Origin of the sequence: Pseudomonas sp. COR18, assembly GCF_048568395.1 — a bacterium.
In the GTDB taxonomy this organism is placed as follows: domain Bacteria; phylum Pseudomonadota; class Gammaproteobacteria; order Pseudomonadales; family Pseudomonadaceae; genus Aquipseudomonas; species Aquipseudomonas fuscovaginae_B.
Genome location: NZ_CP183808.1, coordinates 584,218 through 601,257 on the forward strand (window position 1 = coordinate 584,218; position 17,040 = coordinate 601,257).

At 64.6% G+C, this 17,040-nt stretch carries 10 protein-coding genes; 6 read left to right on the plus strand and 4 right to left on the minus strand.

From position 1 onward, the window contains the following. Positions 1-550 precede the first annotated feature (550 nt). The 4 genes from ligA to ACM62G_RS02665 form a co-directional block, all read right to left on the minus strand. The gene (ligA, locus tag ACM62G_RS02650; protein ID WP_419736642.1) at positions 551-2,908 is read right to left on the minus strand and encodes an NAD-dependent DNA ligase LigA; all 2,358 of its coding nucleotides are present in this window, start codon (positions 2,906-2,908) and stop codon (positions 551-553) included. A gap of 151 nt (positions 2,909-3,059) precedes the next feature. Next, positions 3,060-3,926, minus strand: a complete 867-nt coding sequence (zipA, locus tag ACM62G_RS02655; RefSeq protein ID WP_419736643.1) for a cell division protein ZipA — start codon at positions 3,924-3,926, stop codon at positions 3,060-3,062. A 259-nt stretch (positions 3,927-4,185) separates the two neighbouring features. Further along, positions 4,186-7,674, minus strand: a complete 3,489-nt coding sequence (gene smc, locus ACM62G_RS02660; RefSeq protein ID WP_419736644.1) for a chromosome segregation protein SMC — start codon at positions 7,672-7,674, stop codon at positions 4,186-4,188. Positions 7,675-7,676: 2 nt separating this feature from the next. Next, complete coding sequence (locus tag ACM62G_RS02665) at positions 7,677-8,336, minus strand: GntR family transcriptional regulator (protein WP_054056864.1); 660 nt, start codon at positions 8,334-8,336, stop codon at positions 7,677-7,679. 399 nt (positions 8,337-8,735) lie between these two features. On the opposite strand from ACM62G_RS02665, the gene ACM62G_RS02670 reads away from it, so the two are divergent. The 6 genes from ACM62G_RS02670 to guaD all read left to right on the plus strand — a co-directional run bounded on the left by ACM62G_RS02670 (position 8,736) and on the right by guaD (position 16,999). Beyond that, positions 8,736-9,752 (plus strand): terpene synthase family protein, encoded by a 1,017-nt coding sequence (locus tag ACM62G_RS02670; protein WP_419736645.1) that lies wholly within the window; start codon positions 8,736-8,738, stop codon positions 9,750-9,752. 19 nt (positions 9,753-9,771) lie between these two features. Continuing rightward, the gene (locus ACM62G_RS02675; protein ID WP_419736646.1) at positions 9,772-10,623 is read left to right on the plus strand and encodes a geranyl diphosphate 2-C-methyltransferase; all 852 of its coding nucleotides are present in this window, start codon (positions 9,772-9,774) and stop codon (positions 10,621-10,623) included. Between the two features lie 276 nt (positions 10,624-10,899). Next, positions 10,900-12,354: a xanthine dehydrogenase small subunit gene (xdhA, locus tag ACM62G_RS02680; RefSeq protein WP_419736647.1), complete on the plus strand. Its 1,455-nt coding sequence runs from the start codon at positions 10,900-10,902 to the stop codon at positions 12,352-12,354. Beyond that, the gene (gene xdhB, locus ACM62G_RS02685) at positions 12,347-14,743 is read left to right on the plus strand and encodes a xanthine dehydrogenase molybdopterin binding subunit (protein ID WP_419736648.1); all 2,397 of its coding nucleotides are present in this window, start codon (positions 12,347-12,349) and stop codon (positions 14,741-14,743) included. The genes xdhA and xdhB overlap by 8 nt, the downstream gene beginning before the upstream one ends. Before the next feature lie 100 nt (positions 14,744-14,843). Continuing rightward, positions 14,844-15,686 (plus strand): xanthine dehydrogenase accessory protein XdhC, encoded by an 843-nt coding sequence (xdhC, locus tag ACM62G_RS02690; protein ID WP_054056868.1) that lies wholly within the window; start codon positions 14,844-14,846, stop codon positions 15,684-15,686. Between the two features lie 8 nt (positions 15,687-15,694). Beyond that, the gene (gene guaD / locus ACM62G_RS02695; protein WP_273824127.1) at positions 15,695-16,999 is read left to right on the plus strand and encodes a guanine deaminase; all 1,305 of its coding nucleotides are present in this window, start codon (positions 15,695-15,697) and stop codon (positions 16,997-16,999) included. Positions 17,000-17,040: the final 41 nt, after the last annotated feature.

Sequence of the window (17,040 nt, forward strand, 5' to 3'; positions counted from 1 at the left end):
AAACCCTGGATATGTGCTGCGCTCCACCAAACCGGACTTGCACGTCCGTATCACCGATTTTGCGGTGACAAGACGCAGACTAGAGCCCAGCCGGAACAGGCGCAACGGGTTGGGATTTTCTAGGAAACTTCACGCAAGTTAAAGAGATCTTTCGACAATTAGCACCTGGAAGAAGGCTCTGCGGCGCCCTTCTCTGCATTGGCGTGAATGGGTAGGAAAATCCGCTGCACTTGAGGATTTTTCTGACTGACAGGCAGTGAAAAATCAGCCAGGCAGAGTGCTGGTAACAGGGAGCCAGGCAGTGTTTGTGAAGGCGTATTCGCGGATGAATCCCACCAGTGCTCGCGCCGTGCATGAATCCGGCGAACGACGCTGGCACTGTGCCGATCATTCCCACGCTCCGCGTGGGAATGATCAATCGACAGGGCACTGCGGGCCGTCAGGGAGCCGGCGTGATCGTTCTTCGCGGGCAAGCCCGGCTCCTACAGGTGAATGCAAGCCACGGTACAGGCCGGTGCAGTGCCCAGGCGGGAGCAAGCCTGGCGCGACCTCAGGCTTCGATGCCGTGGGTTTTCAGGAGGGCGACAAACGCTTCCTCGTCCAACACCTTGAGGCCCAGTTCGTTGGCCTTGGTCAGCTTTGAGCCGGCACCGGGGCCTGCGACCACGCAATGGGTCTTGGCCGAGACAGAACCGGCGACCTTGGCACCCAGGCTTTCCAGCTTGTCCTTGGCAACGTCGCGGCTCATCAGTTCCAGCGAGCCGGTCAGCACCCAGGTCTGGCCGGTCAGCGGCAGGCCTTCGACGGTCTTTTTCTCACTCTGCCAGTGCATGCCGAAATCACGCAGTTGCGCCTCGATCGCCAGCGCCCGTTCGGCATTGCCCGGTACGTCGAAGAATTCCCGTACGGCCTTCGCCGGCTTTTCATTCAGGGCCTGGCGCAGGTCCAGCCAGTCGGCCTTGATGATGCCTTCGACCGAGCCGAACTTGGCCGCCAGTTTTTCCGCCGCGGTCGGTCCTACCGAGCCGATGTCGAGCTTGGCGATGAGCCCACCGAGGGTGGTGCTGGCGGCGAACTCGGCGCCCAGCTCGCCCTGGTCCTGCAGCACCAGGCCGCGTTCGAGCAATTGGCCGATCACCGTGCGGTTGTGTTCGTCCTCGAAGAAGCTGTGGATCTCGTGGGCCACTTCCAGGCCGATGTCAGGCAGGTAGGTCAGCACCGATGGCAGCGCTTGCATGACCCGCTCCAGCGTACCCAGGGAGCGTGCCAGGACCTTGGCGGTCTCCTCGCCAACGTCGGGAATGCCCAGGGCGTAGATGAAGCGCGCCAGGCTCGGTTGCTTGCTGTCGGCGATGGCTTGCAGCAGGTTGCTGGTCGACAGTTCGGCGAAGCCTTCGAGGTCGACGATGTCTTCGCGCTTGAGGGTATAGAGGTCGGCCGGCGAGGCGATCAGGTTTTCGTCCACCAGTTGTTCGATGGTCTTGTCGCCCAGGCCTTCGATGTCCATCGCGCGGCGGGAGACGAAGTGGATGATCGCCTGCTTGAGTTGCGCGCCGCAGGCCAGGCGACCGACGCAGCGGTACACCGCGCCTTCGCTGATGGTTTCGCGGCCCTTGCTGCGCTTGATCAGTTGGGTGCGTTCGACGTGGGAACCGCACACCGGGCAGCTCTCGGGAATCTGCACGGCGCGGGCGTTTTCCGGGCGGCGCTCGGTGACCACCTGGACCACCTGCGGGATGACGTCGCCGGCGCGGCGGATGATCACGGTGTCGCCGATCATCAGGCCCAGGCGCGCCACTTCGTCCATGTTGTGCAGGGTAGCGTTGGAGACGGTCACACCGGCGACCTTGACCGGTTTCAGCCGGGCCACCGGGGTGACCGCTCCGGTGCGGCCGACCTGGAATTCGACGTCGAGCAGTTCGGTGAGTTCTTCCATCGCCGGGAATTTGTGGGCGATCGCCCAGCGCGGTTCGCGGGCACGGAAGCCCAGCTCGCGCTGGGAGGCCAGGCTGTTGACCTTGAACACCACGCCGTCGATTTCATAGGGCAACGCATTGCGCCGCTCGCCGATGGCGCGGTAGTAGTCCAGGCATTCGTCGATGCCCTTGGCCAGTTTAAGCTCGTGACTGATGGGCATGCCCCAGGCCTTGAGCTGTTGCAGGTTGCCGATGTGGCTGTCGGCGATGTCGTGCGACACCTGGCCCAGGCCATAGCAGCAGAACTCCAGCGGGCGGCTGGCGGTGATCTTCGAGTCGAGCTGGCGCAGGCTGCCCGCCGCGGCGTTGCGCGGGTTGGCGAAGGTCTTGCCGCCCGCCTCCGCCTGCGCGGCGTTGAGGCGTTCGAAGCCGGCCTTGGACATGAAGACTTCGCCGCGCACTTCGAGGGTCGCCGGCCAGCCAGTGCCCTGCAGCTTGAGGGGAATGTTGCGCACGGTGCGCACGTTGACGCTGATGTCTTCGCCGGTGGTGCCGTCGCCCCGGGTGGCGCCGCGCACCAGCAGGCCGTCCTGGTAGAGCAGGCTGACTGCCAGGCCATCGAGTTTCGGTTCGCAGCTGTATTCGACGGCACCGCCGCCACCGAACAGGTCGCCGGCCGGCAAGTCGAGGCCTTCGCTGACCCGCCGATCGAATTCGCGCATGTCGACTTCTTCGAAGGCGTTACCCAGGCTCAGCATCGGGATTTCATGGCGGACCTGGGTGAACGCCGTCAGCGCGGCACTGCCGACGCGCTGGGTCGGCGAGTCGGCGGTGACCAGTTCCGGGTGCTCGGCTTCCAGGGCCTTGAGCTCGTGGTACAAGCGATCGTATTCGGCGTCCGGGATGCTCGGTTCGTCGAGCACGTGGTAGCGATAGTTGTGCTGATCCAGTTCAGCACGCAGCTCTAGAATACGGGTCTGGGCGGAGGTCATGGAGGTCTCTCGGAAAGCAAAAGAGCAGCCGGGGCTGCTCAATATGTTAGTGCGGTTTCGGCGGTGAGGTGGAGGGCCTCTTCACGGGCAAGCCCGGCTCCTACAGAATCTGGGCTTGCCCGCGAAAAGGCCGGCAAGCCTGTCCAACCAATCAGCGCTTCTGGGTCAGCGCGCGGCGTTCGAACTCGACGATGCGCTGGCGGTAGTGCTCGATGGTCTGGGCGGTCAGCACGCTGCGCTGGTCGTCCTTCAGTTCGCCATTGAGTTCCTGGGACAGCTTGCGCGCCGCAGCCACCATCACGTCGAACGCCTGCTTCGGATAACGCGGGCCAGGCAGGCCGAGGAAGAAGCTCACCGCCGGGGTGGTGAAGTGGTCGATGTCGTCGAGGTCGAACACGCCAGGCTTCACCGCGTTGGCCATGGAGAACAGCACTTCGCCGTTGCCGGCCATGCTTTCGTGGCGGTGGAAGATGTCCATCTCGCCGAAACGCAGGCCGCTTTCCAGGATGTTCTGCAGCAGGGCCGGCCCCTTGAAGCCGTTCGGGTCGCGGCTGATCACGCTGATCACCAGCACTTCCTCGGCCGCCGGCTGCTCCTTGTCGTGACGCTCCTTGTCCTGGCGCGCGGTCGGCTTGTGGTCGTCGACGAAGTCGTCATCACGACTGCTGAAGCTCGGGCCCTGTTCTTCGAGATCGAGATTCAGGTTCAGGTCGCCCTGGGTCGGCTCGCTGGCACGCTTGCCGCGCTTGGACGGTTTTTCCCGTGGCTCGCGCGCCGGCATGCTCACCGACGGCAGGTCATGCTCGTCCAGCTCGGGTTCCTTGTGGGTTTCCAGCACGCGGGCCGGGCCCAGCAGTTCGGGATTGGAGTCATCGTCCGGCAGGTTCGAGAAACTGCGGTCCAGACGAAACTTGAGCTTGCCCTTGCCACCGCGCATCCGGCGCCAGCCATCAAAAAGAATACCGGCGATGACAATGATGCCGATGACGATCAGCCACTCGCGCAGACCGATTTCCATGTATCCCGTGCCTCTAAAATAATGGTTCTATGAAGAAAGGGCGGAAAACCCTTTAAAGCGTGGTGCCAACTCTATGTTCTGACAGGCATTTTTTCCCACGCACAAGAAAATTGGACATTAAATTAACACGACCAAAGGCAACTTTACACCGTCTGTCGTACAGGGTATGCATTAATAAGTCCCCAATGATCGGTGCTAGTTCCCGCAAGGCATGAGGAAAGCACCTTGCGCCTTGAATCCGTTGCCCTCGCCGGCCGCCTCAAGCGTCGACCATTGCCATGGCCTCCTCGACATCCACCGCCACCAGCCGCGAACAGCCGGGCTCGTGCATCGTGACCCCCATCAATTGATCGGCCATTTCCATGGCGATCTTGTTGTGGGTGATATAGATGAATTGCACCGACTCGGACATTTCCTTGACCAACCGGGCATAACGTCCAACGTTAGCGTCATCCAGCGGTGCGTCAACTTCGTCGAGCATACAGAACGGTGCCGGGTTCAACTTGAAGATGGAGAACACCAGGGCCAGGGCGGTCAGGGCCTTCTCGCCACCGGACAACAGGTGAATGGTGCTGTTCTTTTTCCCCGGCGGCCGCGCCATGATGGTCACGCCGGTATCGAGCAGATCGTCGCCAGTCAGGTCCAGATAGGCGCTGCCACCGCCGAACACTTTTGGAAACAAAGCTTGCAGGCCACCGTTGATCTGGTCGAAGGTGTCCTTGAAGCGATTGCGGGTTTCCCTGTCGATCTTGCGGATGACGTTTTCCAGGGTCTCCAGGGCTTCGACCAGGTCGGCGTCCTGCGCATCCAGATAACGTTTACGCTCGGATTGTTGCCGATATTCATCGATGGCCGCGAGGTTGATCGCCCCCAGGCGCTGGATACGCCCGGCAATGCGTTCGAGCTCTTCCTCGGCGTCCTTCTCGCTGGCCCCGGCGACCAGGGTGGCGAGCACCCCGTGCAGGTCGTAGCCGTCTTCCAGCAACTGGTCCTGCAGGGCCTTGCGGCGTACCGTGAGGGCCTGCCACTCCATCCGTTGCTGTTCGAGCTGGCCGCGAATCAGCTGGGCCTGCTGCTCGGCCTGGCTGCGGCGCTTCTCGGCGTCGCGCAGTTCGCGGTCGGCATCTTCCAGGGCGAGTTGTGCGGTCTTGAGTTCGACATCGACGCTCATGCGCCGGTCGAGCAGCTCCTCGAGCTTGAGGCGCAGTTCCTCGAGCGGGGCTTCGCCCTCCTCCAGGTTCAGGCTCAACTGCTCGCGTTTTTCCGTCAGGCGCTCGGATTGCAACTCCAGGCGTTCGAGGGCCTGGCGGGTGGAGTCGTGCTGGGCCTTCAGCGACCCCAGGCGTACCGCCAACTGGTGCGCGTGATCCTTGTGCTGGCGGGCTTCCTGGCGCACCCGGTCGAGGCGTTCGCGCAGGCTGTCACGCTCGGCCAGCAGCAGCTCACGCTGCTCGGCATCCACCGCCATCGCATCGAGGGCTTCCTGCAACTGCAGGCGGGCCTCGCCGGTTTCTTCGTGTTCCTGGGCGCGCTGCGCGGCCAGCTCTTCCACTTCCTCATCGAGCCGGGTACGGCGCAGTTGCAACTGCTCGACCTTGGCCCTGGCGGCGGACAGTTTGGCTTTCAGTTCGCCCTGCTGGCGGGCTTCGTCCTGCAGCAGCCGGCGCAGGTGCTCTCGGCCGGTTTCCTGCTGACGCTGGGTAGCGCGCAGGGTTTGCAGCCGGGTTTCGAGGGTCGCCAGGGTTTCCTCCAGGCCTTCGCGATCGAGCTGCAATTGCTCGATTTCCTGCCCTCGGGCGAGCACGCCGCTTTCCGCTTCGCTGGCGCGGCGCACCCGCAGGAAATGCCGGCCAACCCAGTAACCGTCGCGGCTGATCAGGCTCTCGCCGACCGCCAGTTGCCCACGCAAGGCCAGGGCCTGTTCCAGGCTGTCGACCGGCTTGACCTGGCCCAGCCAGGGTGACAGGTCGATATCGGCCTCGACCTTTTCCAGCAGGCTGCCGGCAATGCGGATCCCGTCCGCCGCCGGGCTGAGCAGACGCAGGTCGCCCTGCTGGAAAGCGCCGAGGTCGAGCCCGGCGAAGTTGTCCACCAGCACCGCCTGCAGGTCGGCACCGAGCACGGTTTCCACCGCCAGTTCCCAACCCGGCTGCACCTTCAGCCCCTGCGCCAGGCGCGGGCGCTCGGCCAGATGCTGTTCACGCAGCCATTCGGCGGTGCCGGTACCGGGATCGAGTGCCGCCTGCTGCAAGGCCTCCAGCGACGCAAGACGGCCAACCAGCCGTTGCAGGTCGCCCTGGGCCTGTTGCTGTTCCTGGGTGGCGTTGTGCAGGTCCTGGCGCAGTTGCTCCAGGCGCTCGACCTGGCCCTCCTCGCTGGCCTGCAGGTCTTCCAGGGTCTGTTCGCTCTCGGCCAACTGCTCGGTGAGTTCGAGGATCGCCTCGTCTTCCGGGTCTGCCGCGAGCAACGCGCGTTCCTCGACCAGACGTCGCTGTCGCTCGCCCAGGCGCTCCATGCTCGCTTCCAGTTGCTGGATGCGCGACTGCTGGACTTCCGCCTGGCGCCGCGGCTCGGCCGAACGCAGGTTGAAACCGTCCCACTGTTCCTGCCAGGCGTGCATGGTGGTCTCGGACTCTTCCAGCGCGGCGGCGGCCTCTTCGGCGGCGGCGCTGGTCAGTTCCTGCTCGGGTTCGAGCATCGCCAGCTCTTCGCCGAGGGTCGCCAGCAGGGTGCGGTCATGCCCCAGGTGCGACTCGGTTTCCAGCCGCGAACGCTCGGCCTCGCGCAGGTCGTCCTGCAACTGGCGCAAGCGCTGCTGGCCGTGCTGGATGCTCTGCTCGACCCGGGCGATATCGCCACCGACCGAATAGAAGCGTCCCTGCACCTGGTTGAAGCGCTCCGACAGTTCATGGTGACCGTCACGCAGGCGCTCGATGCTGGCATCGGCGTTGCGCTGTTCGGCCACCAGGGCTTCGAAGCTGATTTCCTGGTTGCCGATGATCGACTCACGCTGGCCGACCTGGTCGTTCAACGCCTGCCAGCGCAAGGCCGACAGTTGTGCCTTGAGCTGGCGCTCCTCGGCCTTGTATTCCTGGTACTTTTCGGCGGCCTGGGCCTGGCGGTGCAGACGTTCGAGCTGGCGCTCGAGTTCTTCCCGCAGGTCGGTCAGGCGCGCCAGGTTTTCGTGGGTGCGGCGGATACGGTTTTCCGTTTCGCGCCGACGCTCCTTGTACTTGGAGATGCCCGCGGCTTCCTCGATGAAGTTGCGCAGGTCTTCCGGCTTGGCCTCGATCAGCTTGGAGATCATCCCCTGCTCGATGATCGAGTAGCTGCGCGGCCCGAGGCCGGTGCCGAGGAAGATGTCGGTGATGTCCTTGCGCCGACACTTGGTGCCGTTGAGGAAATAGCTGTTCTGGCTGTCGCGGGTGACCTTGCGGCGGATGGAGATTTCCGCGTAGGCCGCGTACTCGCCGACCAGCGTGCCGTCGGAGTTGTCGAACACCAGCTCGATACTCGCCTGGCTCACCGGCTTGCGGCTGGTGGAGCCGTTGAAGATGACGTCGGTCATCGACTCGCCGCGCAGGTTCTTCGCCGAGCTCTCGCCCATCACCCAGCGGACGGCGTCGATGATGTTCGACTTGCCGCAGCCGTTGGGGCCGACCACTGCCGCCATGTTACTGGGGAAGGTCACCGTGGTCGGGTCGACGAAGGATTTGAACCCCGCCAACTTGATGCACTTGAGCCGCACGTTTAGTCGACCGCCAGGGCAGACAGCACGATGTCACAGCTGCGCTGGGCGTAGCTGGCCAGCACCGAGCGGATCAGCGGCAGGTCGCGCGCCAGCACCGCCGCCAGCAGCCGGGCGAACAGTTCCAGGTACTCGCTCATCTCCGCCTTGCGCCGCTCCAGCGCCAGGTAATAGGCGCGGCTCATGGCCGGCTGCAGGTTCTCGACGGTTTCCTGCAGGTACGGGTTGTCGGCGAACGGGTACGCGGCGCGCATCACGTTGAAGCTGTCTTCGACGAAGGTGCGGATGTCCTGGCGCTCGTAGCTGTCGGTCAGGCGCTGCTGCAACTGCAGGAACGGCGCGAGGTCGGCCTGCTCCTGCCAACGCTGGGCCACGGCATTGCCGAGCAGGATGTACAGTTCGCTCATCAGGGTGCACAGGCTCTGCACCTTGTGGGCGGTCAGCTCGGTCACGTGCGCACCCCGTCGCGGCAGGATCGCGATCAGGTGGCGGCGCTCGAGAATCAGCAGCGCTTCGCGCACGGAGCCGCGGCTGACATTGAGGGCCAGCGTGACCTTCTGTTCCTGGATGCGCTCTCCGGGTTTGAGTTCGCCGCGAATGATGCGCTCGGCGAGGTGTTGAGCAATCTGCTCGGCGAGGCTGTCCGGCGCCTTGAACGTCATGGTTTTCCTTCAAAAATCTTTGGTCAGTGCAAGCGGCGCAGTGTAGCGCAATTGCCACATGATGGCGCAGAGCCAAATGGTCGGATTTGGCGGTTTGCCGGAGAACGGCACACCGTCATTGACAGCTGCATTTTCCGGGTGCTATGAAACACTTCTCCATACACCGCCGCGCGGTGTCGATTGGTAAGGTGGTCGATCGAACGTTGCGCCGAGAGGATGCCCGCAAGCTTCTCAGGTAGAGTCTGGTGCTGGAGGATCCTGCATCCGCCGTTCGATGAACGATCCGTCTCCCGCCCTGTGGACCACAGTCCGTCCGGTCCGTCGCAGTCGTCAAGCCATTCGTCCCTCAGTGCCCGTTGGAAAGTCCGTTCTCGGCTTTTGCAAGGGAGGCACCGGCCCATGCCAGGAGTCAAGCAAGCACCGCCCCGGGGCTACCTGGAGCAGCAATGGGGCGACGGTACGGCACCGCCGCTTTACTGCCCTGCCCGCCAGCGCGACGACGAAGTGCTGGCCGGCGCGCTCGACCAGCGCCTGGTTGCCTGGTTGCAGCAGGCCGGCTTCGCCGACGGCACCGTGACCGCCGTGCGCCGGATGAGCCTCGGACGCTTCGTCGCTTCCAGTTACGCCGGTGGCGACGACCTCGACCGCCTGCTGTTGTGCGCCCAGTTGAACGCCGCCTGGTGGATGGCCGACGACTACTATACCGACGACAGCAGCCTGGGCGCACAGCCCGAACACCTGTCCGAACGCCTGTCACGGGCGATGGCAGCCATGAGCCCGCTGGCACCAGTGGCGCACTACACGCGCCAACTCGAAGCGCAATGGACGAGTGACCCCGTGCTCATGGCCCTCAGGTCGGCCACCGACCACCTGCACCAACTGGCCTCGCCCACCCAGGTGGGACGGGTTTGCCACACCGCGTTCGGCATGTTCATGAGCTGGACGGTCTATGGCGAATGGAAGCGCCGGGGCGTATGCCCATCGACCCGGGAATACCTGGCCACCCGGCAGTTCGACAGCTTCTACACATCGCTGATCCTCATCGATATCGCCGGCGGCTATGAGCTGCCGCCGAATGTCTTCTACGACCCGCGAGTCCGCCAGGCCCTGTTTCAGGCCGGCCTGGCGGCGGTGATCGTCAACGACCTGTATTCGGCCCGCAAGGAAGCCGCGGATGGCGTCCCCATGGGTAACCTGGTGCTGGTGATGGCCGCCGAGCACCGCTGTTCACCCAGCGAGGCCGTCGCCATGGCGGTGGCCTTGCACAACAATCTCACCCGCGATTTCGAGGTCGCCTGCCGGGGGCTCGCAAACGAGCCGTCGGTAGAGCTGCAACGTTATCTGCAGGAAGTCCGAGCGTGGATGGGAGGTTCACTCGCGTGGCACGACTGGTGCCCGCGTTATCACCAACCGTGAAACCGCAAGGAATAGACAGATGACCAGAGACCACGCCATCAAGACGCCCTACCAGCAGTCGATCGCCGACTACTGGAACCGGGAACAGAACCCCGTCAACCTCCTGCTGGGTGACATCGACGGGCTCTACCATCACCACTACGGGATCGGCGACGTCGACACGACGGCCATCGGTGCCGATACCGCCGAGGACTATCCGCAACGCGTCATCGCCGAACTGCACCGACTGGAGACCGCGCAAGCCGATTTGCTCCTCGACCACCTGGGTGACATCCAACCCGGGGACCACCTGCTCGACTCGGGCTCGGGCCGGGGCGGTACCAGCCTGATGGCCCACCAGCGCTTCGGTTGCCGGGTCGACGGCATCTCCATTTCGCAGAAGCAGGTGGATTTCGCCAACCGCTGCGCCACCGATCGTGGCGTGGCGGACCGGGTACAGTTCCACCTGCGCAACATGCTCGACACCGGCTTCGGGACGGCCCGCTTCCGAGCGGTCTGGAACAACGAGTCGACCATGTATGTCGAGTTGGCGCCCCTGTTCACGGAGTACCGGCGCATCCTCCGCCCGGGTGGGCGCTACGTGACGATCACCGGCGCCTGGAACGACCGCTTCGGCATGCCGCCGGCGGCGGTGAGCCTGATCAATGCGCGTTATGGCTGCAACGTGCACTCCCGGGACGAATACCTGCACGAATTGAAGGCGTATGGCTTGCAGGTGATCGAGATGACTGACCTGACGACACGCACCCTGCCCTACTGGAAACTGCGCCGGGCCTCCGCGCTGGCCACCGGCGTGGAGGACGCCTTCATCGAAGCCTATGAAGAAGGCAGCTTCCATTACCTGTTGATCGCAGCCGACCGGTTGGCATGAAGGCCGACCTGGCACGCAATACGCATCTAGACTTCCCCGTAGGAACCGGCGCAGCAGCGTCCCGACCGTCGGAACGCTGCTGCGCCGTGAACGGGCTCTCAAGCCCGGCCCATAACCGCCGAACCACCCACAACCCGGAAACCCATTCGAATCGAACGTTTCATATCTGCCGCACAAAATCCTGACCTTTAGGTCAGAAATTTATTGACCGAAAAGTCAGATATCACTAGATTCCGCTCATCGGTCAATAACAATAACGAGTCTGCGAGGCCATCCGTGATCCAGTTTCTACTCAACCAGGAGCTCCGCCGCGAGCAGAGCCTGGACCCGAATCTGACGGTACTCAACTACCTGCGTGAACATCTGGGCCGCCCCGGCACCAAGGAGGGTTGCGCCAGTGGCGACTGCGGTGCCTGCACCGTGGTGGTCGGCGAGCTGCACACCGACGAGACAGGCACCGACCGCATCCGTTATCGCAGCCTCAACTCGTGCCTGACCTTCGTCGCCGCGCTGCACGGCAAGCAACTGATCAGCGTCGAGGACCTCAAGCACCAGGGCCAATTGCACAGCGTGCAACAGGCCATGGTCGACTGCCACGGCTCACAGTGCGGCTTCTGCACGCCGGGCTTCGTCATGTCGCTGTTCGCCCTGCAGAAGAACAGCGAAGCACCGGACACCCACAAGGCCCACGAGGCCCTGGCTGGCAACCTCTGCCGCTGCACCGGCTACCGGCCGATCCTCGCCGCCGCCGAACAGGCCTGTTGCAACAAGCCGGTGGACCAGTTCGATGCCCGGGAGGCACAGACCATCGCCCGCCTGAAGGCCATCGCCCCCCACGACACCGGCGAGCTGAACAGCGGCGACAAGCGCTGCCTGGTGCCCCTGACGGTCGCCGACCTGGCCGAGCTGTATGAATCCTATCCACAGGCCCGGCTGCTGGCCGGTGGCACCGACCTGGCCCTGGAGGTCACCCAGTTCCATCGGCCGCTGCCGGTGATGATCCACGTCAGCCAGGTCGCCGAGCTCAAGCGTATCGAGCGTTTCGACGACCGCCTGGAAATCGGCGCGGCCGTCCCGCTGTCCGATTGCTACGCCGCGCTCAAGGCCGAGTACCCGGATTTCGGCGAACTGCTGCAACGCTTCGCCTCACTGCAGATCCGCAACCAGGGCACCCTCGGCGGCAACATCGGCAACGCCTCGCCGATCGGCGACTCCCCGCCCCTGCTGATCGCCCTGAACGCGCAACTGGTGCTGCGCAAGGGCAACACCCGCCGCAGCCTGGCGCTGGAGGACTACTTTATCGACTACCGGGTGACCGCCCGCCAGGACAGCGAATTCATCGAGCAGATCGTCGTGCCAAGGGCCAGCGCCGCCTGGCAGTTGCGCGCCTACAAGGTGTCCAAGCGGCTCGACGACGATATTTCCGCGGTGTGCGCCGCGTTCAACCTGCGCCTCGACAACGGTGTGGTCGCCGAGGCGCGGATCGCCTTCGGCGGCATGGCGGCGATCCCGAAACGGGCTCGGGCCTGCGAAGCCGCACTGGTCGGTAAACCCTGGAACCAGGCCAGCGTCGAACGCGCCTGCACGGCACTGGCCGAGGACTTCACGCCGCTGTCGGACTTCCGCGCCAGCAAGGAATACCGCCTGCTCAGTGCGCAGAACCTGCTGCGCAAGTACTTCATCGAACTGCAAACGCCGCATATCGAGACCCGGGTGACCGCTTATGTCTAACCATCCTGTCGCGGAAAAAACCCAGGCCGAACTCGCCGAACTGTTCGCCCGGGACCTGAACAGCGGCGTCGGCCGCAGCGTCAAGCACGAGAGCGCCGCCAAGCATGTGGCCGGCGAGGCGGTGTATATCGACGACCGCCTGGAATTCCCCAACCAGTTGCATGTGTATGCGCGGCTCTCCGACCGTGCCCACGCGCGCATCCTGCGGGTCGACACCACGCCCTGCTACGCCTTCGACGGCGTACGCATCGCCATCACCCATGAGGACATCCCCGGCCTCAAGGACATCGGCCCGCTGCTGCCCGGCGACCCGCTGCTGGCGATCGACAAGGTCGAGTTCGTCGGCCAGCCGGTGCTCGCCGTCGCCGCGCGGGACATGGAAACCGCGCGCCAGGCAGCCATGGCCGCCATCGTCGAGTACGAGGACCTGGAGCCGGTGCTGGACGTGGTCGAGGCCCTGCGCAAGCGCCATTTCGTCCTTGAAAGCCACACCCACAAGCGCGGTGACTCGGCCAGCGCCCTGGCCAGCGCCGAGCACCGAATCCAGGGCAGCCTGCATATCGGCGGACAGGAACACTTCTACCTGGAAACCCAGATTTCCTCGGTGATGCCTACCGAGGACGGCGGGATGATCGTCTACTGCTCGACGCAGAACCCCACCGAAGTGCAGAAGCTGGTGGCCGAAGTGCTCGACGTACCGATGAACAGGGTGATGGTCGACATGCGCCGCATGGGCGGCGGCTTCGGCGGCAAGGAGACCCAGGCGGCCAGCCCGGCGTGCCTGTGCGCGGTGGTCGCGCACCTGACCGGGCAACCGACCAAGATGCGCCTGCCGCGGGTCGAGGACATGCTGATGACCGGCAAGCGCCACCCCTTCTACATCGAGTACGACGTCGGCTTCGACAGCCGCGGCCGGCTGCACGGAATCAATCTCGAACTGGCCGGCAACTGCGGCTGTTCGCCGGACCTCTCGGCGTCGATCGTCGACCGCGCCATGTTCCACGCCGACAATGCCTACTACCTCGGCGATGCGACCGTCAACGGCCACCGCTGCAAGACCCACACCGCCTCGAACACCGCCTACCGCGGCTTTGGCGGCCCGCAGGGGATGGTCGCCATCGAGGAGGTGATGGACAACATCGCCCGCCACCTCGGCCTCGACCCGCTGGCGGTGCGCAAGGTCAATTACTACGGCAAGACCGAACGCAACGTCACCCACTACTACCAGACCGTCGAGCACAATATGCTCGAGGAAATGACCGCCGAGCTGGAAGCCAGCAGCCAGTACGCCGAGCGCCGGGAAACCATCCGCCGCTACAACGCCCACAGCCCGATCCTGAAAAAGGGCCTGGCGCTGACCCCGGTGAAGTTCGGCATCTCCTTCACCGCCAGCTTCCTCAACCAGGCCGGCGCGCTGGTGCACGTCTATACCGACGGCAGCATCCACCTGAACCACGGCGGCACCGAGATGGGCCAGGGTCTGAACACCAAGGTCGCCCAGGTGGTGGCCGAGGTGTTCCAGGTGGAAATCGACCGGGTGCAGATCACCGCCACCAACACCGACAAGGTGCCGAACACCTCGCCCACCGCGGCCTCCAGCGGTGCCGACCTGAACGGCAAGGCAGCGCAGAATGCCGCCGAGACCATCAAGCAGCGGCTGGTGGAATTTGCCGCGCGGCAGTACAGGGTCAGCGAGGAGGATGTCGAATTCCGCAACGGCCACGTGCGGGTTCGCGACCAGATCTTCACCTTTGAAGCGCTGATCCAGCAGGCCTATTTCGCCCAGGTGTCGCTGTCCAGCACCGGTTTCTACAAGACGCCGAAGATCTACTACGACCGCAGCCAGGCCCGTGGCCGGCCGTTCTACTACTACGCCTACGGCGCGGCCTGCGCCGAGGTGATCGTCGACACCCTGACCGGCGAGTACAAGATGCTGCGCACCGACATCCTGCATGACGTCGGCGCTTCGCTGAACCCGGCCCTCGACATCGGCCAGGTCGAGGGCGGCTTCGTCCAGGGCATGGGCTGGCTGACTATGGAGGAACTGGTATGGAACGCCAAGGGCAAGCTGATGACCAACGGCCCGGCCAGCTACAAGATCCCGGCGGTGGCCGACATGCCAGGCGATCTGCGGGTGAAGCTGGTGGAGAACCGCAAGAACCCGGAAGACACGGTGTTCCACTCCAAGGCCGTCGGCGAGCCGCCGTTCATGCTCGGGATTGCCGTATGGTGCGCACTCAAGGACGCGGTGGCGAGCATCGCCGACTACCGGCTGCAGCCGAAGATCGACGCGCCGGCGACACCCGAGCGGGTGCTGTGGGGCTGCGAACAGATGCGCCAGGCCAGGACGGAGAAACCGGCCACCGAAGTGGAATTGATTTCTCCATGAAAAACTTCGCGGGCAAGCCTGCGCCCACAGGCAGCGTGCTCGCGGGTGGGAGCGGGCCTGCCCGCGAAAGCGGCCGAACAGACAACCCGGAGGTGTCTCCATGAACGATTGGCTCAGTGCCCTCGCCGACCTGCAGAACCAGGGCCACCCCTGCGTGCTGGTGACCATCATCGAAGAACAGGGCTCGACCCCGCGCAACGCCGGTTCGAAGATGGTCGTCAGCGCCACCGGCACCTTCGACACCATCGGCGGCGGGCACCTGGAATACAAGGCCACGCAGATCGCCCGCGACCTGCTCGCCAGCGGCCAGCAGGGCACCCGCCTGGAGCGCTTCAGCCTGGGCGCCAGCCTCGGCCAGTGCTGCGGCGGCGCCACCGTGCTGCTGTTCGAACCGCTGGGCCAGGTCCAGGCACAAATCGCCGTGTTCGGCGCAGGCCATGTCGGCCGTGCCCTGGTACCCTTGCTCGCCAGCCTGCCCTGCCGGGTGCGCTGGATCGACTCGCGCGAGCAGGAATTCCCCGCGCTGATTCCCCAGGGTGTGCGCAAGATCGTCAGCGACGAGCCGCTGGAGGAGATCGACCATCTGCCCGCCGGCTGCTACTGCGTGATCATGACCCACAACCACCCGCTCGACCTCGAACTCAGCGCCGCCCTGCTCAAGCGCAACGACTTCGCCTACTTCGGCCTGATCGGTTCGAAGACCAAGCGGGTGAAGTTCGAACACCGCCTGCGTGAACGCGGCTTCGACACCACGGCGCTGCAACGCATGCGTTGCCCGATGGGGCTGGCCGAGGTCAAGGGCAAGCTGCCGGTGGAAATCGCCATCTCCATCGCCGGCGAGATCATCGCCACCTACAACGCGAATTTCGGCCTGCACACCGCGAGCGCCGGCCCCATCGCCAAATTGCTGCCGGCCTCGCGCCGCAGCCAAGCCACGAATTGAGAAAGCCCATGCCTGCAAACCGCAAAGCCTATCGCGCCGCCCTTCTGCACAGCCTCGCCGACCCGGCCGAGGCCGGTATCGAAGCCTCCTACGAGTATTTCGAGGATGGCCTGCTAGTGGTCGAAGACGGCAGGATCAGCGCCATCGGCCACGCCAGCGAGTTGTTGCCGAGCCTGGCGGCCGATGTCGAGGTCAGCCACTACCGCGATGCGCTGATCACTCCCGGCTTCATCGACACCCACATCCACCTGCCCCAGACCGGCATGGTCGGCGCCTATGGCGAGCAACTGCTCGATTGGCTGAACACCTACACTTTCCCCTGCGAAAGCCAGTTCGCCGACCCGGCCCATGCCGCCGAGGTGGCGGATATCTTCATCAAGGAACTGCTGCGCAACGGCACCACCACCGCACTGGTGTTCGCCAGCGTGCATCCGCAATCGGTCGAGGCCTTCTTCGAGGCCGCGCAAAAGCTCGACCTGCGGATGATCGCCGGCAAGGTGATGATGGACCGCAATGCGCCGGACTACCTGACCGACAGCGCCGAATCGAGCTACACGCAAAGCAGGGCGCTGATCGAGCGCTGGCACGGCAAGGGCCGCCTGCACTACGCGGTGACCCCGCGCTTCGCACCGACCTCGACGCCGGAACAACTGACCCTCGCCGGCCAGTTGCTCGGCGAGTACCCGGACCTGTACATGCAGACCCACATCAGCGAGAACCTGCAGGAGATCGAATGGGTCAAGGAACTGTTCCCGGAGCGCAAGGGCTACCTGGACGTGTATGACCATTACCGACTGCTGGGCGAGCGCTCAGTGTTCGCCCACGGCGTGCACCTTTGCGACGACGAGTGCGCGCGGCTGGCCGAGACCGGCTCGGCAGTGGCGTTCTGCCCGACGTCGAACTTCTTCCTCGGCAGCGGCCTGTTCAACCTGCCGATGGCCGAGAAGCACAGGCTCAACGTCGGGATCGGTACCGATGTCGGCGCCGGTACCAGCTTCTCGATCCTGCACACGCTGAACGAGGCCTACAAGGTGATGCAGTTGCAGGGCGCGCGGTTGAGTCCGTTCAAGTCGCTGTACCTGGCGACCCTCGGCGGCGCGCGGGCACTGCGCCTGGAAGAACGGATCGGCGACCTGCGGCCGGGCAGCGATGCCGACTTCCTGGTGCTCGACTACCACGCCACGCCGCTGCTGAGCTATCGCCTGCAGCAGGCCCGCGACATTGCCGAGAAGCTGTTCGTGCTGATGACGCTGGGGGATGACCGCACGGTGCTGCAGACCTATGCGGCGGGGAGGCTGGTGCACCAGCGCTGATATCACGCCCGGCCCTGTGGGCCACACCATGCTGTGGGAGA